Origin of the sequence: Hydrogenophaga flava NBRC 102514, assembly GCF_001571145.1 — a bacterium.
GTDB lineage: Bacteria > Pseudomonadota > Gammaproteobacteria > Burkholderiales > Burkholderiaceae_C > Hydrogenophaga > Hydrogenophaga flava.
Map to the genome: position 1 here is coordinate 1 of NZ_BCTF01000020.1, position 17,211 is coordinate 17,211.

The following is a 17,211-nucleotide window of genomic DNA, read 5'->3' on the forward strand; positions in this document are numbered from 1 at the left end:
CTCTTGGGAAGCGTGGCTTCGGAGAAACGCTTTCGAGCGAAATTGGCTCCAAGCGACACCTGGGGACATGAACAAATTCCTTGGTGATCGGCATCACCTGGCTGATCAGACCATCGGTGTAATCCGTTGGCACCTCAAGTCCATTTACGCCTGGCTACACAGGGAAGGCCATGCTCTGGCGAACCTCGCACTGAACTTGGCCTCGCTGGCCCGTTCACCCAGGGCAAAGACGCCGTGGTTCGTGCCCACCTATGAGCAATTGCAAAGAATGATGGAATTGCCTGATCCTGTCAGCCTCGACGGGATACGCGACCGAGTCATGCTGGAACTGCTTTACGCAACTGGGATTCGCTCGCACGAGCTGCTGAGCATGCAGGTGCATAGTGTGTGGCCATCTGAACGCCGAGCGGCAGTCGTGGGCAAGGGGAACAAGGAGCGCCTCGTGGTCTTGAATGAGTCGGCCGCGAAGTGGCTCAGCTACTACCTAAAAGTCGTACACCCAAGGCTCTTGCGCAGACGACGCCTGGCAGCCCTTCCATCCGGGGGAGACAGGTGCGTTTTTCCGTCAACGAAAACGCCAGCTTCTTTGAGCTACGGCACGCTACGAGCTCGGATCAAGGAATATGCGTTGAAGGCGAACATGCCACTGCTTACAGCCCACACACTCCGTCGAGCCTTTGCGACTCATCTGTATCAAGGGGGAGCAGATCTGCGATCTATTCAGCTTCTTCTGGGCCATGCCCACTTGGCCACTACCACTTTGTATACGCAGGCACTGACGCCACGATTGCACGAAATCATCGAACGACACCACCCCCGTGGGCACCTGTACGGTCGACGATGAGCAGTTCACATCAAATAGATGTTTTGTCGGCCCGTCCTGAAGCCAGTTATCTCCTCGCAACATCATGAAAAGTGTTGCTTACCGCCAGAGTAAAACCAGAGTCAGGTATAGGCTGGGGCCGGTCGTTCGTTCAGCAACGCTGAGTGCCGGCAGCAGCCAGAACCGGCTGTTCGACTTCGGCCCGGCTCTGTGACTGCTGTGCCCCAGGAGCTGGCGTTGGATCTGGTCGCAAGGTCCGACTCGGCGCGGCAAGCGAGGTGCTTGCCCATGTCAGTGCTCTCTCGGCGCCAAGTGGCGATACCGACCCGTTCGATGCTTGGCCCACGCCGATGTGGCACATCCTGTCGAAGTACCACGGCTGCCCCTTGCTGCTTTGCTTCATCTTCGGGTCGCGCTCACCGCTGCTGTTTTTGGCCGAGCTCGGTGCCTCAATCAAGGCGGCATCCATCACCGTGCCGCTTTTGATCATCACGTCCTTGGCGCTCAGCAAGTCGTCGACGGTCTGCAGGCTCTGGGCGACACAGCTTGTGCTTCTCCAGCACATGCCTGAACCGCAGGATCGTACTCTCGCCAGGCAACCGCTCGCCCCAGTCTTCGAGCCCCGCGAACTCGCGGGACACTGGCATGTCGTGCAGCGCCGTTTCCATGGCTGGATCGCTCAGCGCGAACCAATGTTGCATGAGGTGAATGCGCAGCATGGTCTCGGGTAAACACGGCGGGCGTCCGCGCTCGCCCTCTGACAGGTACGGCGACGCCAGCGCTACCAGGTCCGCCCACGGCACGACATTCTCCATCTTGTCCAGGAACTCCCGGCGCCGCTTTCGCTTGGCCGTCATTCCCAGGCCCAGACTGTGCTGCTTCATGGACCGTATCGTCTCAGCCCCTCACGCTGATGCTATGCGCGGCATGGGGCGACTTATGCACTATCCCTGGCGCGTGCTCTGTCGCAGTTCTGCCGCACACGCCTGGCCCGAGTTCGCACGAAGATGCCCTACTGGCCTGATCAAGCCCCGCGCTACCGACTCGTCTTGGGGAGGGCTCGCGTATTGGCTCGGCAAGCTGGGCGGCAGACTGAAAGTTTTTACACGGGGAATGCTGCTCGCGTGCCCCACTGCGCACAGTGGTCGCTGTACTATCAGCCCACGTTACTGACAGAACTAACAAGCCCTCGTCACCCCGGCCCCATGGCTGTTCCTTCAACTTAGCTCAAACCACTTTTACGGGGCGATAGCCTCACTTACCTGCGTCGAACAGAAAGACGACGCGTTTACTTCAACTTAGCCCAAACCACTTTCACGGGGCGACAGCCTCACCTACCCGCGTCGAACAGAAAGACGACGCGTTTATCAGACTTGCCGAGGACGGATCGACCGAACGCAAGAGCAAATGGAGAACTTAGACCATGAACACGCCTGACCACCAGCGTCATGCCGCGCAGTGCCGTCACAAACTGACCACTGCAGCGAAGGAGCGGTACCACACCGAGCTCTGCTGTCGCTTTTCTGCCAGCCCCAAGATGCTCGCCACGGATCTAAGGAGGTTCGTCGGCTCGGAGCGCCAGCGGGTGGCGGCTGCCACCACCCAGCTGAACTCGGTGCACGGGCTCGACCTCAAGGAATCCACCCTTCGCACTTGGCTGCGACAGTGGTATCGCGCCCAGCCTGCCACCAAGGCAACGGTCTGGCCGCGATATGCGGGTTTCGCCGCGCCCATCCAGGTCCTGCTTGTGGAGACTCCCGTTGCAGACGCCATGGTGGCTCAGGCTCGCTGCTAGCCAGGCCCCACGGCCCCAACAATCCGGCCTCGGTACTCTAGGTTGATCCAGGAGCGCCGATGGACGATTCTCAATCAACCTTCTACTCACACTATGGAAAACAAGCTCTGCCGCATCGCCGTGTTCTACGACGGCACCTACTTCAGCAAGGTGTCGAACTACTACCTGTACCAACACGAGCGGCGCGCTCGCATCAGCATCAAGGGCCTGCACGACTTCATCTGCGCCGAGGTCGCGTCGAAGGAAAACCTCGACTCGCGACACTGCCAGATCGTGGACGCCTCCTACTTCCGCGGACGCCTGACCGCGCAGCAAGCCTTCGAGCAAGATCGCCTGATGTCCGAGCGCACGTTCGAAGACGTGCTGATGCGCGCCGACATCACGATGTTCCAGCAGCATCTTTCGACCCACAGCGACGGCACCCTCGAAGAAAAGCGCATCGATGTCTGGCTCGCACTTGAAGCCTATGAGATGGCGACCCTCAAGCGCTACGACGTTTGTGTCCTGTTGACCGGTGACGGTGATTTCGTCCCGCTGGTCCGCAAGCTCAATACGCTGGGTTCGCGCGTGATGCTCCTGGGCTGGGATTTCTCCTACGAGCGCGAGGGCAAGACCTATCGCACGTACGTCTCGTCTGGCCTGATCGAGCAGGTCAACTACCCCATCTTGATGGACAAAGTGATCGATGCTCGAGACCGGCGCTCTGACCCCGTAGTAAACAATCTGTTCCTGCCTCGCGTCGCTGAGCCCAGCCCTCGGCCGCCGGCGCGGCCCACCTTGGTCGATGGCGAGCTCCGTCAGGGCACGGTGGTCAACCTTCCTGCGGACAAACCCTACGGCTTCATCAAGCCTGCCGGCGGAGGAGACAACCTGTTTTTCCATGCGACCGATACCGTGGGCGTGGAGTTCCTGTCTCTTTCCGTTCAGGACCGGGTGTTGTTCACCATGGTGATGGGTGATCGGGGACCGGTGGCCCGCAGCGTGCAGTTGGATCCATCCCCACAGGAATGAGGTGACGGCAACGGGTCTCGTTGTCATCGCACTCTAATCCCATTCGTGTGGGCGCGGACCACGCGGCATGCGAATGGGTTTTTCAACCGCGTCCTATCGGACGCACCGAGGAAATTTTTATGAAGTTCTTTCGCTTTCTGCGCGCCGTTGCTGCCACGGTGGTACTGATCATCGACTCGGTTACCAAGGCCGGCAAGATCTGGGCGTTTGCCTGAGGATTTGACGCTTTGAGTTGGACAACTACCGGAGATGCCAGACAGCCCCACCACTTGCGATGAGCGGGGCAGACGAACGATACCCTTCAACCGAGACCGGACGGGACAACGGCGGCAGCCCGTGCGATGGTCTGTACTTGCAGAACATGCCGCAAATTGCTCACCTCAGCGTGGTTGCTGCAGCGACCACTAACCCACAAATCGCGCTCAGCGCAATCGAGGTGCCGGAAAATGAGCTCTTCTGCGCCTCGATCTAACTCTTAGACCAGCGTCGCAGCCTGGTCTGATCTGGCTCCGTATTCCGGTGACTTGCAGCCCGACTCTCCAGTTCAAACGCGCAAATCATTTCGATACACCGCGCTTCGCAAACGGGAAAAGCAACTGACCACCGCATTGCTGCCGTTCGCGCACCACTTTCCTCAAGACTGAACGTCGACTTTATTGCGCTCACCGTGAGTTGGCCCGCCGGCAGCCACTGGCTCCTAACGCTGCAAAGTTGCCGTACAGGTAACGCTATTCCAACACTTCGCGAACTCTCGTACTGGTGCAGTCTCGTACCAAGCGCATCACGAAGAGGGTGGCGCCAGGCGTCCGTTGTAGAGAAAGTCTTCTGCGTCATAAATCGTTTCGTCGGAGAAACCCACCGCAACTTTCACCGTGATGCGGCCAGTGTTGGTCTGCTCGGCCTTGATGTGCGAGATACCGGCATCGCGCGAGAACGCCACTCGCTGTTGGCCGGTGCGGATATTGCGCACCACCACTTTTTTGATGCCGTCTTCCTTGGCCACCGTGATCGGTCCCTTGGGGGTGTCGTACAGGTAGAAGCGGTTGCGGAAGTTCGACTCTTCGGAACCCCTGATCAGGCTCATCTCCAGCCGGGTGGGCAGCAACTGGGCTTTGTCCACGTCGTAGAAGCCAATCTCGTAACGGGCCGGTTCCAGCGATTGAGGGACATGCCGGCGCACGACCACGAGGCGCGATGCCTCGATGTCGGCGCGCTGCGTCCATGCCAGGTGCCATTTCTCAGGCAGCAGCCTGGTGGCAATGCTCGTGGTCGGGAAATACGTGAATGCGCTGCTGCTGCGCAGAAGTAGGATGCCCCGGGAGCTGAGGTGGTAGTCGTAGGCCGCCGCGGTCGGGCCATCCACGGGCGTGAAACGCCACTCCCCTCGAAAGCCCTCCAGATGGCCAATGGTATCGGGCTGGCCAGACTTGATGAAATGGACCCGTCGCACGACGTAGTCCTGAACCCCGCTGCCCTTGACCAGGTACGTTGCCCAGCCGGTGACACTGAAGCCGCCGACTTCGACGATGGGGGAGAGTGGGTCCACGTAGCGCACGTTGTGGTCGTGCTCCCACCCGAAGCGCCATGCCTTGAAGCCGGACTCCTGCGCGGTGAGGTGCCAGACGGTCTGTCGGGTGATGTTGGCCTCTGGCCGGGCGGCGCTTGCCCAGGTTCCGTCGGAACGAAGAACCTGCTTGTCGCCCTTGAAATCCTGCCTGGTGATGTCCTGGCTAACCCGTATGACCGAGTCTTCCCCGTGAATGGTGACACAGCCGGACATCAGCGCAGGAACGCCCAGGAGCCATTGTCGGCGATTGATCATGTTTTCTCCCTGATGCAATCTCCGACACTACCGGAGTGCTGCAGCCGTGCTCAGGCCACTGTCAAAACGATCAGGATGATGGAGGCGACCATGCTGACCTGGCGAACGCCCATCCACAAATCAGCCGTGGCAATCCGCCCATCGGCGTACTGTCTCCACATCGCCAGCAGCATGCTGGCGCAGATCAGGAAGGTGATGGCCACGGTCAGCATCTGAATGGTGTTTCGAAGCTGGGACATTGAAACGCCCGAGCCGTTCTCGAAGCCTGCCTCCACGGCCGAAGAGAGCGACATGCAGTTGCCGTAGCCATCGGTCAGGCAGTTCTGGAGCGCGGTGTTCGGTGTCTGCGGGGTGAGGGTCCACCCGGTGCCGGGATTAGGTGAAGGAGAAGGGTTGGTCATGGGCGGACGGGTCACGCCGTCGATGCGGTCGGCCATCTCGCAGATGGAGGTGCCGTTGCGGTCGTTGAACCCTTCGCAGCGGCCGGAGCGGATCATGGTCAGGCAGTTGCCCACCCCCAGCTGGACACAGGCCAGGACCATGCTCGGAGTGACTGGACGGCCATCGAAGGTGGTCATTGCCGCCAGTTGTGCTGGCGCGGTGGTGCGCAGAGCCTGCGACATCACGGTCGCCCAGGCGTTGACCTGGTCCTGCAGGGGCAGGTTGCGAAACTGCTCGGTAGTTATGGGCGGTCTGATGCTGGCGATGTTGGCCGTGTTCATCTGCAGCACGCCGTAGCAGCACGAGCCGTTGTAGACATCGAGTCGCCCACCACTCTCGAACATGGCCAGATTGCCGATGGCGTTGGCATAGTCTCGCAGCTGAGAACTGGCGTTGGGCGAAGCGAGAATGGCTGCGGCCACCTGATCGGACGTGACACGGGTATTGCTCTGGGCCCATGCGATGGTGGACACCAGGGCGAGCGCGCAGGTCAACGGCAAGAGCACCCTTCGCAGCCAAAGTGACATCGCAGCCATCATGCGCCCTCTACGACGATAGCCCTGCGGCAGGCCGACACCTCTTTGCCATACTGGATCACCCTGAAGTACCCCGTGTTGGTCTGGACATCAAAGGCGAACTCCGTGTGGTTCTTGGCCAGCGGCGTGTCGGGGTTGTTGTCGATGTGCAGGTAGCAAAAGCCCGCAAACTCCTTCATCACCGGTTGTGGCGTGTGGCCGACGTGGACCCGGGCCAGGCACTTGGAGAACATGTCCACCACGTTCTTGCCATTCAGGGGTGGCTCGCAACGGTCAAAGTCCATGACGCTCAACAGGGAGAACGTCAGCACGGAGTTCCTGGCGCTTCGCGCCTGGGCCAGCAAGACCCCCACGCTGAAGGCGGGTGCCTGATCGAACGAGCGCTTGACCTCATCGGACCACACCGCAAGAGCTGCCGCGTAGTCCTTCGACAAAGGCCTTGCGCCAGGTTTGGGAGGGTCCTGGAAGCGCACCTCGCGCATTGGTTCCCACTTCAAGCCCGCCGGGAATTTGACCTGATCGGTGCTCGTGGCGCGCACTCCGCCTCCTTGGGCGCGAGCGCTGGTAGCCAGGCCACAGATCGATGCCGCGACGAACATCAGGGACCACAACAAGGCATGCAAGCCGCGTTGCATGACGAACGGAATTTTGGTCGGAATGGTCGAGTGCATGGTTTCCTCCGGCTGAATTGATCTGAAGACCCGCCACTCTAATGAGGCAAGCTGGCGGCTTCCAGTTCGCTCATGAACACCTCAGGGGGTGTAGCGCCGACCAGGCGCTTGCCATTGGCCAGGAACACTGTGGGCGTGTTCTGGATGCGGTACTTTTCGCCAGCCTTGAGGATTGCCAGTAGGCCAGAGGTGTCGCAGTCCTGCTTGCCGCCCATGGGCCTGCTGCCGGCCATGATGGCGCGCCACGCTGCGCCGCGGTCCTGCGCACACCACGCGGTGCGAGCCAGGGGGACCGACTCGGGCGAGATCACAGGGAACATGAACTTGTAGACGGTGACGTTGTCCAGCTGGTCCACGAACTTGGTGAATACCTTGCAGATGGGGCAGTTGGGGTCTTCGAAGACGGCGAGCTTTCTGGAGCCGTTGCCCCGGACCTCCTTGATCGCATGCTGCAGGGGCAGATCACCGAAGCCCACCCGGTGCATCTGCTCCATGTGGGCAGCCGTGAGGTCCTGTCGCTGCTGCATGTCGATCAGTGCCGCTCCAGAAAACCCGTACCGGCCCGACTCGTCCACGTAGAAGATCTCCGAGCCGACTTCGACCGCATACATGCCGGCAATCGGGGTGCTGCGGATGGCGCCGGGCTTGACCTTGCCCTGGGTGTTTCGCTCGATGGTGGCGCGCAGCTGCGTGGCCTTGGGTTCCGCAACGGCGTTCTGTGCGATTGCAGTGCAGGACATGAGAAGGCCCGTCACTGACATCAGAAGAGATCTGCGCAGTTTGGAGAGTTGAAGCGTTTTCATGGTGGTGGGCTGGGGAAGAACTGGAACAGGGAGCGTCAGAAATCGAATGCCCGAACACCCCGCTCGGTGCGGCGAATCTCGACCGCATGGCGAATCTGTTCAGAGACGGCCACAGGGTTGGCCACGGCATTGACGAGCAGGGTGGGGCAGGTGGCGTCGGTGCTCTGGATCACGACTTGGCCACGGCCGAATATGGACTGCACAAGGGTGCCTTTGACGGAGATGTCCTTGACCCGGTATAACTCGACGGACTCGACGTGTTTGACCAGGATGCCGCTCTCTTCGATGAAACGCTGGTCGGTCAGGCTGTACCTGTGGCGCGCGGTGCGCAGATAGCGGTAGCCGGCGTAGAGGACAGGCAACACCAACCAAAACGTGAGAACGGCGATCAGGTAGACGCCGGCATTGCTGACCTGGCCCTCGCTGGCGCTCCAGAGCACGTGGGTCTCGCGCACCTGAGCGCCGACACGCATTGGTTCCGGTGCGCCTCTGGCAAGGAGATGGGGATCGGGTTGGTCCATGGCTTCAATCTATGAAGAAGGGCAGGGCCTTGCACCTCAAAACCTGCCGCAGAAAGGGCAGGTTTTCGCTTGACACGGGAGTGGGAATCTGCTTGAGAAGGGTCTACCAATCGGCAAGCTATCTAGTTGTAAATGGCACAAACCACGTCTCAACCCGAGGAAGATTGATACGGCTAAGCCCTAGCCACGGGCACGTCGGCCAGGCAGGTGGTGTATGCCGGTGTCCGGCGCTCCTGCTTCATCGTCCACACCCGATTCGCTCCCGGTTTGCCGGTTCCACCGGAGTGCACGGTCCCTTTCCCGAATCGGGTGTTGATCAGGTCCATGGCCGCCATGAGCCGTGAACGATCGCGCGTCGTCGGCGGCTCATTCGGGTCGCCCAGTTCCAGCTCCCTCTGTTGCACGCTGGCCGGCTGCAAATCGATCAAGATGACGCCCGCCTTGATGAACTGGTAGCCGGCCACGTACATGAACCGCATGCCGTCGGCCGCGGCCTTGGCCAGCGCCAGGGTGTCGTCGGTCGGTCTGCGCAGCGGTACCACCACACTGCGTGAGCACTGGGGCCCTGGACGATAGGGCGAGGTGTGCATGAACACCAGCAGCTCGGTGGCCAGGCAGTTCTGCTTGCGAAGCTTCTCAGCGGCCCGCGCTGCAAACTCGCTCACGGCCTCGATCAGCGGGGCGAGCTGGTGAACCGGCTTGCCGAACGAGCGTGTGCAGGCGATCTGCTGCTTTGGGCCCGGGGCATCGTCCAGATCAATGCACGGTTGCCCCTGCAGCTCCCGCACCGTCTTCTCCAGGGTCACGCTCCAACCCCTTCGCGCAGTGGCCGGGTCCATCCGGGTCAGGTCCAGCACCGTGCGGATGCCGCCTTCCCTGAGCTGTTCGGAGATCCGCGGACCTACACCCCAGACATCCCCCACGTCGGTCGCCTGCAGCAGGTCGTCCAGGTCCTGGGCGGGCAGGGCGGCCAGGTTGAACACCTGGGCCAACTCCCTGGGGTAGCTGCCTGGCTTGCGCTCGGCGGTCTTGGCGATGTGGTTCGCCAGCTTGGCCAGCGTCTTGGTGGGCGCCATGCCGATGCAGGTAGGGATGCCAGTCCACTGCAGGATGCGCTCGCGCACCTTGCGGCCTCGCACCACCAGGTCGCCGCGCACACCGTGCAGGCCGATGAAGCTCTCGTCAATCGAGTAGATCTCCTGGGTCGGCCCCAGGCCCGCCGCCAGGGTCATCATGCGGTCGCTCATGTCCCCGTACAGCACGAAGTTGGCCGACAGTCCCACCAGCCCGGCCGACTCTTCGAGGTGGCGGATCTTGAACCAGGGCGCGGCCATCTTGATGCCCAGGTCCTTGGCCTCGTTGCTGCGAGAGATGGCGCAACCGTCGTTGTTCGACAGCACCACGACCGGGCGCCCGTTCAGGCTGGGCCGGAACACCCGTTCGCAGGAGACATAGAAGTTGTTGCCGTCGACCAGGGCGTACATGGCCACATCCTCAGCACCTTGGGCGATTCACTCAGGCGACGAAGCGCTTGATGCAGCTCGTGGCCACACCCCAGACCTCGATGGTCTGTCCGTCCTTGGGCACGATGTCCGGGAAGGTGGGGTTCGCTGCCTTCAGCCGCATACGGCCAGCGCGCTGGTGCAACTGCTTGACGGTGAAGTCCCCGTCCACCACCGCGACCACCACATGCCCGTGCACGGCTTTGAGCGCTCGGTCCACCACCAGCAGGTCGCCGTCATTGATCCCAATGTCCTGCATGGAAGAACCCGCCACGCGGATCAAGAAGGTGGCCTGGGGGTGTGGGACCAGGATCTCCGTCAGGTCCAACCGGTTGACCGCGAAGTCCTCAGCAGGCGAAGGGAACCCGGCCCGCACACGGGCCTCCGGCATGGACAGCACCAGCGGCACTGCCGCCAGCGGCTGGGGTGCGGAGCTGATGCAAATACTGTTCATGTATCCAGTATATCCAATTGGCCGTTTATGACAAGAATGCGGCCATGTGCTCCAACTACGACGCCTGCACAAACACTGAGCGCCTTCGCCTGCACTTCGGTGTATCGCTGCCGCCAGGGACCAACCTGCGCACGGACGTGTGGCCGACCTACTCAGCGCCCTTCGTGCGGCGCCATCCGAACGCCGATGCGGGCGACGACGCCGTACCGCCACGCGAGGCGCTGCAGGGGCTCTTTGGCCTGGTGCCGCACTGGGCCGGAGAGGTGACCTTCGGGCGGCGCACCTACAACGCCAGGTCGGAGACCGCGGCCGAGAAGCCGAGTTTCAGAGATGCGTGGCGCAAGGGGCAACACTGCATCGTGCCGGTGGAAGCGGTGGTAGAGCCGGACTGGCGAAGTGGGAAAGTCATCCCGACCAAGATCAAGCGCAAGGACGGGTTGCCCATGGGCGTTGCTGGTCTGTGGGCCACCAAGCGGTTGGACTCAGGTGAGGATGTCCTGAGTTTCACCATGCTCACGGTGAACGCCGACGACCATGAGCTGTTCAAGCACTTTCACAAACCAGACGACGAAAAGCGCATGGTGGTCATCCTGCACGAGCACCAGTACGACGAGTGGCTGAGCGCGCCTCCGGCCAAGTCCATGGAGTTCATGCGGCAGTTTCCGGCGCACATGCTGATCTCGGTGCCGGATCCGGAGCGGGGGAAACGCAAACGTTGACAGGGCTGACCAGGCACCGACGCGCTGACGAACATGAGTGCACATCACGGGGATGACGATGAACACGAAGATGGCGAGCGTGGTCGTGCGATTGACTGAGCGGGCGCCGCATCACCACTGGCGAACTATGATGAACGCCGAACGCCTGGGAAAATCATACTGACGCGCAAATGCCATTTGCAGACAAGAGTCTTCGCACCCGACGAGTCCTTCTACCTGATCACAGCCTTCCCAATGTACCGATGGGTGAGCAGCGCTTTCGTCAGTTGATGAGCCAGATAGGTGCGGCCTTCGCCCAAGCCGATGATGGTGAAGAGAAGCGCAGGCTGGCCAGAGAACGTGAGCGCCAGCATGAGCAGTGGCTGGCACAGCGAGAGGCCGCAATCGTTGAGATCATCACCACCATGCGTCAGCTTGGTTTGAGCGCCGAGGACCTGAGTTGAGGTTTGGTGATTTGTGCTGCTTGTGCTTTTGACAGCGATCGAAGCATTTTGTTTTTCCATCAATACGACTGGTCAAGGCTGCTTGCTGTCGGTGACCTTGAACTCCTGAATGTCGGCAGCCGAGGTCACCTGTCCTTCAAGGATGGAAAGGTCGAGCGACCGCTGCACTTCCGTCACCGGCCTCTCGACACATGCCAGCCAAGTCGCGCTCCGAGAACGACTCCTCGCCCCGAGGTGAGCGACTGTGCCCGACCCGAAGCTGTCCTTTGTCCGCGAGCCTCGAAGTGGTCACTCAGTGCCCATGGGCGAGAACATCAAGCGGGCTGGCCGTGCCGCCCGCAGCCACCTTCAGCACGTGGGTGTAGATCATGGTGGTGGACACGTCTGAATGGCCCAGCAGTTCTTGCACTGTTCGGATGTCTGTACCCGACTGCAGCAGATGCGTGGCAAATGAGTGGCGCAGCGTGTGAACGGACACCGGTTTGACAATGCCTGCCATCGGTACCGCCTTTTTCAGCGCGCGCTGCACCCGGTCTTCGTACAAATGGTGGCGCCGTTCCACACCGCTCCTCGGATCAATTGACAAAGTGGGTGACGGAAACATCCAGAACCAAGCCCACGAATAACCCACCTTGGGATACTTTTGCTCCAGCGCATGAGGCGTTTCCACGCCGCCGCGCTGCGCCCGCCGATCAGCTTCCCAGAGGGCGCGTGCTGCCTGCAATTGCAAACGCAAGGCCGCAACCAGCGAGCGCGGCAACATCACCACGCGATCTTTGCCGCCTTTGGCATCCCGCACGATGATCACTTGGCGGTCAAAGTCCACATCTTTGATGCGAAGACGCATACCCTCCATCAATCGCATACCCGTGCCGTAAAGCAATCGGGCTATCAGCGCGGTTACGCCGTCCATCTGCGCCAGCAACCCCGCCGCCTCGTCTTTGGTCAACACGCTGGGAATGCGGCGTTTTTGGGTGGGGCGGTTGATGCCGTTCAGCCAGGGCAATTCAATAGCAAGAACTTCCCGGTAAAGAAACAGGATCGCGCTCAATGCCTGGTTGTGGGTAGACGCTGATACCTTGCGGTCGGTGGCGAGATGCGTCAGGAAGGCCTCGACTTCGCTGGCACCCATCTCGCGCGGGTGCCGCATGGCTCCTCCATGGCCCGACCAGCGAATGAAGAAGCGGACCCAGTAAACATAGACCTGCTCGGTGCTGAGGCTATAGTGCATGTACCGAATGCGCTCGCGTAGCTGGTCCAGAACTCGGGTGGACTGCAGCACAGGCGTGCCGGGTTTCACAGAGTTTTTATAACTGGACATATATCCAGTATATTGAGCGGCGAGCGAGTCTGCAAGCCACTTTCAGGAGGGACACATGACCAATTTATGGAGCAGCGCCCAACTTATAGAGCAGGTTTTGCTCTGGACATTACGTTAGACGGCATTATCGTGCTATGACTAAAGCCTACGTTCAAGCAATAGCCGCTAGTAGTTCCGTCACCTCGCTGCTCAATGAGGTGTTAAGAGAGTGCCTGAAAGCAACTCCCCCAGATGGTGAGCTCGAGATTATTGACGAACGTTACTTTTCCGGAACTTCTGTAACCGCCGAGTACGTGCTCTGCGTTTGCTGCCCAGACGCATTTTTAGTTGCCACTGAAGCGGTCAAACATTTGGTTGCCTGCAATTCAAATGATCTCTCAATCACTATCTTTCCGCTAAACGAAGACTCGCCCGATCTAGACGAGGTGGTCGAGGTTGAGGTGAGCTATTACAGAGATGAAACAAAGGTAGACGGCTTTGTTCATTGGACAGATGGTTGTGTACGGCTCGTACATCGGCCCTCCGGCGTTGATGCCCGCTGTCAAGCCCATCGAAACAGAGCTAGGAACTATGCTGAAGCGCTCTCCTTCCTCAAGGCCAAACTCTCAGCTCATAGTAGAACGAAGAGCCATGCCGTCTAACACTACAGTCGAGAGGGACAGCCAAAAGCTGCGCTTTTGGTTCCCTGCGCTGCGCTCCGGCTGCCCCTCACTTCCACGTTAGGCCTCTACACCAAAATAAATTATGTATCACCGCAGCAGCGCAATTCTTTGCTTTCAAAACTTCAAGGAAGCAGCGTTGTACTTTGACCAAGTCCTGCCACTCAATATGGGTCGAATGCAGGGTGACCCGGATATCGGCGACATTCTCGTCGGCTACCCCGAGTCCATTCCGTCTGCTGCGCTTTCGCACCTAATAGATGGAGTCGAAGGAAATACGGTTACCTATAGCCATGCCACTCGGGTCATGGAATTCACCGCGGACAAGTGGGTTGAGTTCGCAAAGAAGGTATCTCCATATGCGCAATTGTGGGCACCGGACCCGCGTCGCGAAAAGCAGCATGACCCGCAAGAAGAGCACCAGAAGCTATTAACTGCGTACCTATCGGACGCCCACCTTAATGGCGGAGCACCAATACGCCAAGCACTTAGCGAATACGCCAATGCGCTTGGCGTACAGAACTTCTCCGTCGCCCTACCTACCGCTGTAAGCGGGAATGAAGCCGATCCAAGTCTGATGCTCTCAAACCTGCAGTTGATCGATGCAGCCTCTGCTGACTGGCGTCAAATCCTAGACGTCCGCAAGGACGACACATCGCGGAAGAAGCTAGCTCGTCTGCGCCTATTTCTGCACGAGGACTTTCAAGGCAAACCCGCCACTTTCATCGAGGACGATCTGCTTCGTCGAGTCGAAGACTACGAGTTAACCACCAAAAAATTTGGCTTCACTACGTTCACCTCCTCTCTTGGCATGCTGCTAGATGCCAAGTCACTTCAAGCTTCTGCTGGCGCAGGTGTTCTAGCCGGCTTTTTTGGCGGCATAGAGGTTGGACTCCTTAGCGCCGCCGCAATTGAGTTGGGCAAGGTGGCGCTAAACGTCGCTGAGAAGCGCCATGATATGAAGCATTGGCAATCAGGCCACGAAATGGCTTACGTCTTCGAAACCCGTGACCGCCTTCGCAAATGAATGGGCAAGTTGTAGGAATGGAACTAGCGATGGGCACCACTGAAAGTCAGCAGCCTGGCCTAACTGGGCGGTCAAGCGGACGCCAACAAAGGCCATGCCTTCGGCATTCTCATGGCCTTTGTTGGTGCCCTGCGCACCTTCGGTGCTCCGGCGCCGCTTACCTTGGGCGTTGGGCGTCATAGATATGGCCTACATGATCCAGGCTATCGTCACTAAAGAACGCGACGCGACGGAGCAACTGCCAGAGCATCTTCGCTGGGTCTCCCTGAAGGCATCGCTTCATATGCTTCCGCTTGGTGATGATGCTGCTAAGTTTCACGGCATCCCATTGCTTCCTTTTACGGACGAAGGAGAAACCGAAGCACCATCACCACTGGCAAGGCTGTGTGAGGTCTTGAGTCAGAACAGAACCATCGCGTACATTGAGGCAGAGATTTTCGGTGGTTCCGGCACTCAAGCGAGTGTCATCTTTAGCAATGGGGTTCAGGTCGGCCAGCCTATCGTGGCCGACGATGCAATCAACCAAGCACTGCGCGGTCTTGGCGTGAGTAAAGGCAATGCCTTTGATGAGTTCGAGGCTGTGGGGTTAGGGCGACATAGAGACACAGACCGATGGCTAGCGTAACCCTGACGCCCAACAATTCCGTCGAGAGGGACCGCCCACAAGCTGCGCTTGTGGGTTCCCTTCGCGGCTTCGCCGCTACGGCGGCCCCTCACGTCAAACGTTGAGCGACTGCTTTCCCGTTTGTGCGATGGCAGCTCCTGGCCGCAATCTGACCTACGCAATCGCAGCCAGATAGCCGGCCACCACTTCTGCCCAAAGTTCGGGCTGCTCAACGAGCCCATGCCCGCCCTTGAGCGCGTGGAACGATCCACTGCCGCCAGCAGCGCGGAAGGCATCGAAATTCGCACGGCATTGGGCAATGCGGTAGTACCTGTCATGGCTTCCATGCAGCCACAAGGTTCGATTGGTGAACGGGGCGCCGCGAACGAACGCCGTGCGATTTACTTCCGGATGCGTCGGGCAAAGCTGTCCCAGCCATCCCCCGTTGAAATTGATGGCACCCATGAAGGGGTCGGGTCGTGAACCTGCATAGGCAACTGCAAGCACGCCACCGCGTGATGCACCCGCAATCAGCAGCCGATCTTGGTCGACATCCCGGCGCTGTTTGATGTGCACCATCACTTCGTCCAGATCTTCAATCGCACGGTCCAGACCCGGAAGGGAAAGTTCGGGCTCGCAGGCGTACTCGGTTCTGTCGAGCCTGAAGCCTTCGTCGTAAAGGCCCCCAGACTTTCCCCTGCCGCGCCGCTGGGGATAGACGACCATCCAGCCACGATCCAGAAAGAAGTTTGTGACCGATGGGTTCGTCCTGGTGTGACGGAACAGCGCAGGCCTATTGCCCGACCCCGTGGAGCCATGGTTGAAGATGACCGTGGGATACGGGCCAGCCGTTGAAGGCTTGCAGACCACCATCTCCAGCTCCACCGGTACGCCGCGCTCGCGAAGTCGCGTCGGAATCATTTCTGTGGTGATGTGGTTTGCGTTTGTCATGCGGATTGCAACGGGTCTGATTTTGAAAGCCCACATGGCTGGTCAGTTTGGAGTTTCAAAAAGTGGTTGTCTTCAGGAGACGCCTGCCGCTCTGGCCTACCCCTTATCACCCAGCTCCAACGGTTTGCGGTACACGCAGTTGCGCCGCGCCACGACAAAGCCGCAGTCTTCATACACGCGGTTCGCGCCGCTCAGGTTCTGGCTGTCCACGCCCAGGGCCGATTCGTACATGCCCGCCGCCGCCTGGGCGCGCAGGCTGCGTGAAATCAGCGCTCTCGCAAGGCCACGGTGGCGCCAGGTTTCGCCCACGCTGATGAATTCGGTCCAGCCGCGCTTGCGCCCATTCGCTGCGTTCCAAGCATCGTCGATGTACCCACGTACCTGCCCGGCCACTTGGTTGGTCTGTACATCCCAGGCAACCTGCCACAGGTGCGGCTGAAAGACCGGGCTGAGCAGCCAACGCTGGTGGTCGGCCTCGTCTGGCGGTGCATAGCCCCAGTGGGTCTGGAACGCGCGGGCATGGGCATCCCAGATGGTGCGGTGGTGCTCGGGTTGTACCGCCCGCACCTCCAGCCCGGCGGGCAGAGGGAAGTCGGCAATGTCATTGAGCGTGTGGCGCTCCATGGTGAGGAAATAGCGCTCTGGTCGGTAGCCGGACTTTTCCAGCAAGGCCGCGCGCGCGGTTTCGCCCTGGGTGACGAAGGCATGGTGGGCGTGCCTGGGTGCGCTGCGGTGCTCCGCCGCCGTCTCGCGCTGGCGCGACTCCAGCCACGCATGCAGACTGGCGCCAATCCCTTGCCGGCGCCACTGGGGCGCCATGACGGCAAACTGCCCATACAGCCGCAGGCCGTCTGCCTGCGCCCAGTGCCAGGAACGCACGTAGCCGGCGATCTCCGTCCCCACCTCGGCGATCCACACGTCACGCTCCGGAACGCAGCTGGTGAAAGCCGCGTAGTCGCGCGCCACGTCTTCGACCTTGCGGAAAAACCCGGTCTGGTCGGCGGCGAAGCTCGCGTTGGCGCAGGCGACCATGGCCTCGAAGTCGGCGGGCCCGGCAAAGGCCCGGAATTTCACACCCTGCGCTTGGCTGCGCAGAAAGGCCTGCTCC

Annotated in this window: 18 protein-coding genes and 1 pseudogene; 8 read left to right on the forward strand and 11 right to left on the reverse strand. The window is 60.3% G+C overall.

Annotated features, from left to right (window positions below):
- A partial coding sequence (locus tag HFL01S_RS24740) for a tyrosine-type recombinase/integrase (protein WP_218008640.1) occupies positions 1 to 844 on the forward strand: 844 nt, incomplete at its 5' end.
- Positions 845 to 1,154: 310 nt separating this feature from the next.
- On the opposite strand, the pseudogene HFL01S_RS24745 reads toward HFL01S_RS24740, so the two are convergent.
- Positions 1,155 to 1,707: pseudogene (locus tag HFL01S_RS24745) on the reverse strand (IS5 family transposase); the annotation flags it as partial.
- 539 nt (positions 1,708 to 2,246) lie between these two features.
- On the opposite strand from HFL01S_RS24745, the gene HFL01S_RS17020 reads away from it, so the two are divergent.
- Complete coding sequence (locus HFL01S_RS17020; protein ID WP_066260789.1) at positions 2,247 to 2,618, forward strand: hypothetical protein; 372 nt, start codon at positions 2,247 to 2,249, stop codon at positions 2,616 to 2,618.
- A gap of 93 nt (positions 2,619 to 2,711) precedes the next feature.
- A complete protein-coding gene (locus tag HFL01S_RS17025) occupies positions 2,712 to 3,629 on the forward strand; it encodes an NYN domain-containing protein (RefSeq protein WP_066260790.1) in 918 nt (305 codons plus the stop codon).
- Positions 3,630 to 4,410: 781 nt separating this feature from the next.
- Here the strand turns inward: HFL01S_RS17025 and HFL01S_RS17035 are convergent.
- From HFL01S_RS17035 to HFL01S_RS17065, 7 genes are all read right to left on the reverse strand, one after another.
- Positions 4,411 to 5,451 carry a hypothetical protein gene (locus HFL01S_RS17035; RefSeq protein WP_066260792.1) on the reverse strand — a complete coding sequence of 347 codons (1,041 nt, stop codon included), beginning with the start codon at positions 5,449 to 5,451 and terminating at the stop codon, positions 4,411 to 4,413.
- 50 nt (positions 5,452 to 5,501) lie between these two features.
- Positions 5,502 to 6,431, reverse strand: a complete 930-nt coding sequence (locus HFL01S_RS17040) for a DUF3262 family protein (RefSeq protein WP_157538921.1) — start codon at positions 6,429 to 6,431, stop codon at positions 5,502 to 5,504.
- Positions 6,428 to 7,099 (reverse strand): hypothetical protein, encoded by a 672-nt coding sequence (locus HFL01S_RS17045; protein WP_066260794.1) that lies wholly within the window; start codon positions 7,097 to 7,099, stop codon positions 6,428 to 6,430. Before HFL01S_RS17045 ends, HFL01S_RS17040 begins: the two co-directional genes overlap by 4 nt.
- A gap of 38 nt (positions 7,100 to 7,137) precedes the next feature.
- A complete protein-coding gene (locus HFL01S_RS17050; RefSeq protein ID WP_245644843.1) occupies positions 7,138 to 7,839 on the reverse strand; it encodes a DsbC family protein in 702 nt (233 codons plus the stop codon).
- A gap of 98 nt (positions 7,840 to 7,937) precedes the next feature.
- Positions 7,938 to 8,423 carry a PH domain-containing protein gene (locus HFL01S_RS17055; RefSeq protein ID WP_157538923.1) on the reverse strand — a complete coding sequence of 162 codons (486 nt, stop codon included), beginning with the start codon at positions 8,421 to 8,423 and terminating at the stop codon, positions 7,938 to 7,940.
- A gap of 173 nt (positions 8,424 to 8,596) precedes the next feature.
- Entirely contained in the window at positions 8,597 to 9,907 is a 1,311-nt protein-coding gene (locus HFL01S_RS17060; protein WP_066260800.1) for a Y-family DNA polymerase, read from the reverse strand.
- A gap of 31 nt (positions 9,908 to 9,938) precedes the next feature.
- Entirely contained in the window at positions 9,939 to 10,379 is a 441-nt protein-coding gene (locus HFL01S_RS17065; protein WP_157538924.1) for a LexA family protein, read from the reverse strand.
- A gap of 44 nt (positions 10,380 to 10,423) precedes the next feature.
- Between HFL01S_RS17065 and HFL01S_RS17070 the strand changes: the two genes are divergently transcribed.
- Both HFL01S_RS17070 and HFL01S_RS17075 read left to right on the forward strand, forming a co-directional pair.
- Complete coding sequence (locus HFL01S_RS17070; RefSeq protein ID WP_066260801.1) at positions 10,424 to 11,098, forward strand: SOS response-associated peptidase; 675 nt, start codon at positions 10,424 to 10,426, stop codon at positions 11,096 to 11,098.
- A gap of 242 nt (positions 11,099 to 11,340) precedes the next feature.
- Positions 11,341 to 11,541 (forward strand): hypothetical protein, encoded by a 201-nt coding sequence (locus tag HFL01S_RS17075; RefSeq protein ID WP_066260802.1) that lies wholly within the window; start codon positions 11,341 to 11,343, stop codon positions 11,539 to 11,541.
- A gap of 292 nt (positions 11,542 to 11,833) precedes the next feature.
- Here the strand turns inward: HFL01S_RS17075 and HFL01S_RS17080 are convergent, their stop codons facing one another.
- Positions 11,834 to 12,862: an integron integrase gene (locus tag HFL01S_RS17080; RefSeq protein WP_066260803.1), complete on the reverse strand. Its 1,029-nt coding sequence runs from the start codon at positions 12,860 to 12,862 to the stop codon at positions 11,834 to 11,836.
- Between the two features lie 134 nt (positions 12,863 to 12,996).
- Between HFL01S_RS17080 and HFL01S_RS24750 the strand changes: the two genes are divergently transcribed.
- The 3 genes from HFL01S_RS24750 to HFL01S_RS25165 all read left to right on the forward strand — a co-directional run bounded on the left by HFL01S_RS24750 (position 12,997) and on the right by HFL01S_RS25165 (position 15,173).
- A complete protein-coding gene (locus tag HFL01S_RS24750) occupies positions 12,997 to 13,503 on the forward strand; it encodes a peptide chain release factor-like protein (protein ID WP_084383428.1) in 507 nt (168 codons plus the stop codon).
- A gap of 103 nt (positions 13,504 to 13,606) precedes the next feature.
- Positions 13,607 to 14,548 (forward strand): hypothetical protein, encoded by a 942-nt coding sequence (locus HFL01S_RS25160; RefSeq protein WP_157538925.1) that lies wholly within the window; start codon positions 13,607 to 13,609, stop codon positions 14,546 to 14,548.
- Positions 14,549 to 14,732: 184 nt separating this feature from the next.
- Positions 14,733 to 15,173, forward strand: a complete 441-nt coding sequence (locus HFL01S_RS25165; RefSeq protein WP_157538926.1) for a hypothetical protein — start codon at positions 14,733 to 14,735, stop codon at positions 15,171 to 15,173.
- A gap of 153 nt (positions 15,174 to 15,326) precedes the next feature.
- Here HFL01S_RS25165 and HFL01S_RS17090 read toward each other — a convergent pair whose 3' ends face one another.
- On the reverse strand, positions 15,327 to 16,103 hold the full coding sequence (locus HFL01S_RS17090) for an alpha/beta hydrolase family protein (RefSeq protein ID WP_218008641.1): 777 nt from the start codon (positions 16,101 to 16,103) through the stop codon (positions 15,327 to 15,329).
- 96 nt (positions 16,104 to 16,199) lie between these two features.
- Positions 16,200 to 17,177 carry a GNAT family N-acetyltransferase gene (locus HFL01S_RS17095; RefSeq protein ID WP_245644844.1) on the reverse strand — a complete coding sequence of 326 codons (978 nt, stop codon included), beginning with the start codon at positions 17,175 to 17,177 and terminating at the stop codon, positions 16,200 to 16,202.
- Positions 17,178 to 17,211 lie beyond the last annotated feature (34 nt).

What these genes read in the sequence shown, in the direction of transcription:
- HFL01S_RS17020 (WP_066260789.1), top strand. Translation starts at nt 2,247, where the DNA reads ATGAACACGCCTGACCACCAGCGTCATGCCGCGCAGTGCCGTCACAAA.
- HFL01S_RS17025 (WP_066260790.1), top strand. Translation starts at nt 2,712, where the DNA reads ATGGAAAACAAGCTCTGCCGCATCGCCGTGTTCTACGACGGCACCTAC.
- HFL01S_RS17035 (WP_066260792.1), bottom strand. Translation starts at nt 5,451, where the DNA reads ATGATCAATCGCCGACAATGGCTCCTGGGCGTTCCTGCGCTGATGTCC.
- HFL01S_RS17040 (WP_157538921.1), bottom strand. Translation starts at nt 6,431, where the DNA reads ATGATGGCTGCGATGTCACTTTGGCTGCGAAGGGTGCTCTTGCCGTTG.
- HFL01S_RS17045 (WP_066260794.1), bottom strand. Translation starts at nt 7,099, where the DNA reads ATGCACTCGACCATTCCGACCAAAATTCCGTTCGTCATGCAACGCGGC.
- HFL01S_RS17050 (WP_245644843.1), bottom strand. Translation starts at nt 7,839, where the DNA reads ATGTCCTGCACTGCAATCGCACAGAACGCCGTTGCGGAACCCAAGGCC.
- HFL01S_RS17055 (WP_157538923.1), bottom strand. Translation starts at nt 8,423, where the DNA reads ATGGACCAACCCGATCCCCATCTCCTTGCCAGAGGCGCACCGGAACCA.
- HFL01S_RS17060 (WP_066260800.1), bottom strand. Translation starts at nt 9,907, where the DNA reads ATGTACGCCCTGGTCGACGGCAACAACTTCTATGTCTCCTGCGAACGG.
- HFL01S_RS17065 (WP_157538924.1), bottom strand. Translation starts at nt 10,379, where the DNA reads ATGAACAGTATTTGCATCAGCTCCGCACCCCAGCCGCTGGCGGCAGTG.
- HFL01S_RS17070 (WP_066260801.1), top strand. Translation starts at nt 10,424, where the DNA reads ATGTGCTCCAACTACGACGCCTGCACAAACACTGAGCGCCTTCGCCTG.
- HFL01S_RS17075 (WP_066260802.1), top strand. Translation starts at nt 11,341, where the DNA reads ATGGGTGAGCAGCGCTTTCGTCAGTTGATGAGCCAGATAGGTGCGGCC.
- HFL01S_RS17080 (WP_066260803.1), bottom strand. Translation starts at nt 12,862, where the DNA reads ATGTCCAGTTATAAAAACTCTGTGAAACCCGGCACGCCTGTGCTGCAG.
- HFL01S_RS24750 (WP_084383428.1), top strand. Translation starts at nt 12,997, where the DNA reads ATGACTAAAGCCTACGTTCAAGCAATAGCCGCTAGTAGTTCCGTCACC.
- HFL01S_RS25160 (WP_157538925.1), top strand. Translation starts at nt 13,607, where the DNA reads ATGTATCACCGCAGCAGCGCAATTCTTTGCTTTCAAAACTTCAAGGAA.
- HFL01S_RS25165 (WP_157538926.1), top strand. Translation starts at nt 14,733, where the DNA reads ATGGCCTACATGATCCAGGCTATCGTCACTAAAGAACGCGACGCGACG.
- HFL01S_RS17090 (WP_218008641.1), bottom strand. Translation starts at nt 16,103, where the DNA reads ATGACAAACGCAAACCACATCACCACAGAAATGATTCCGACGCGACTT.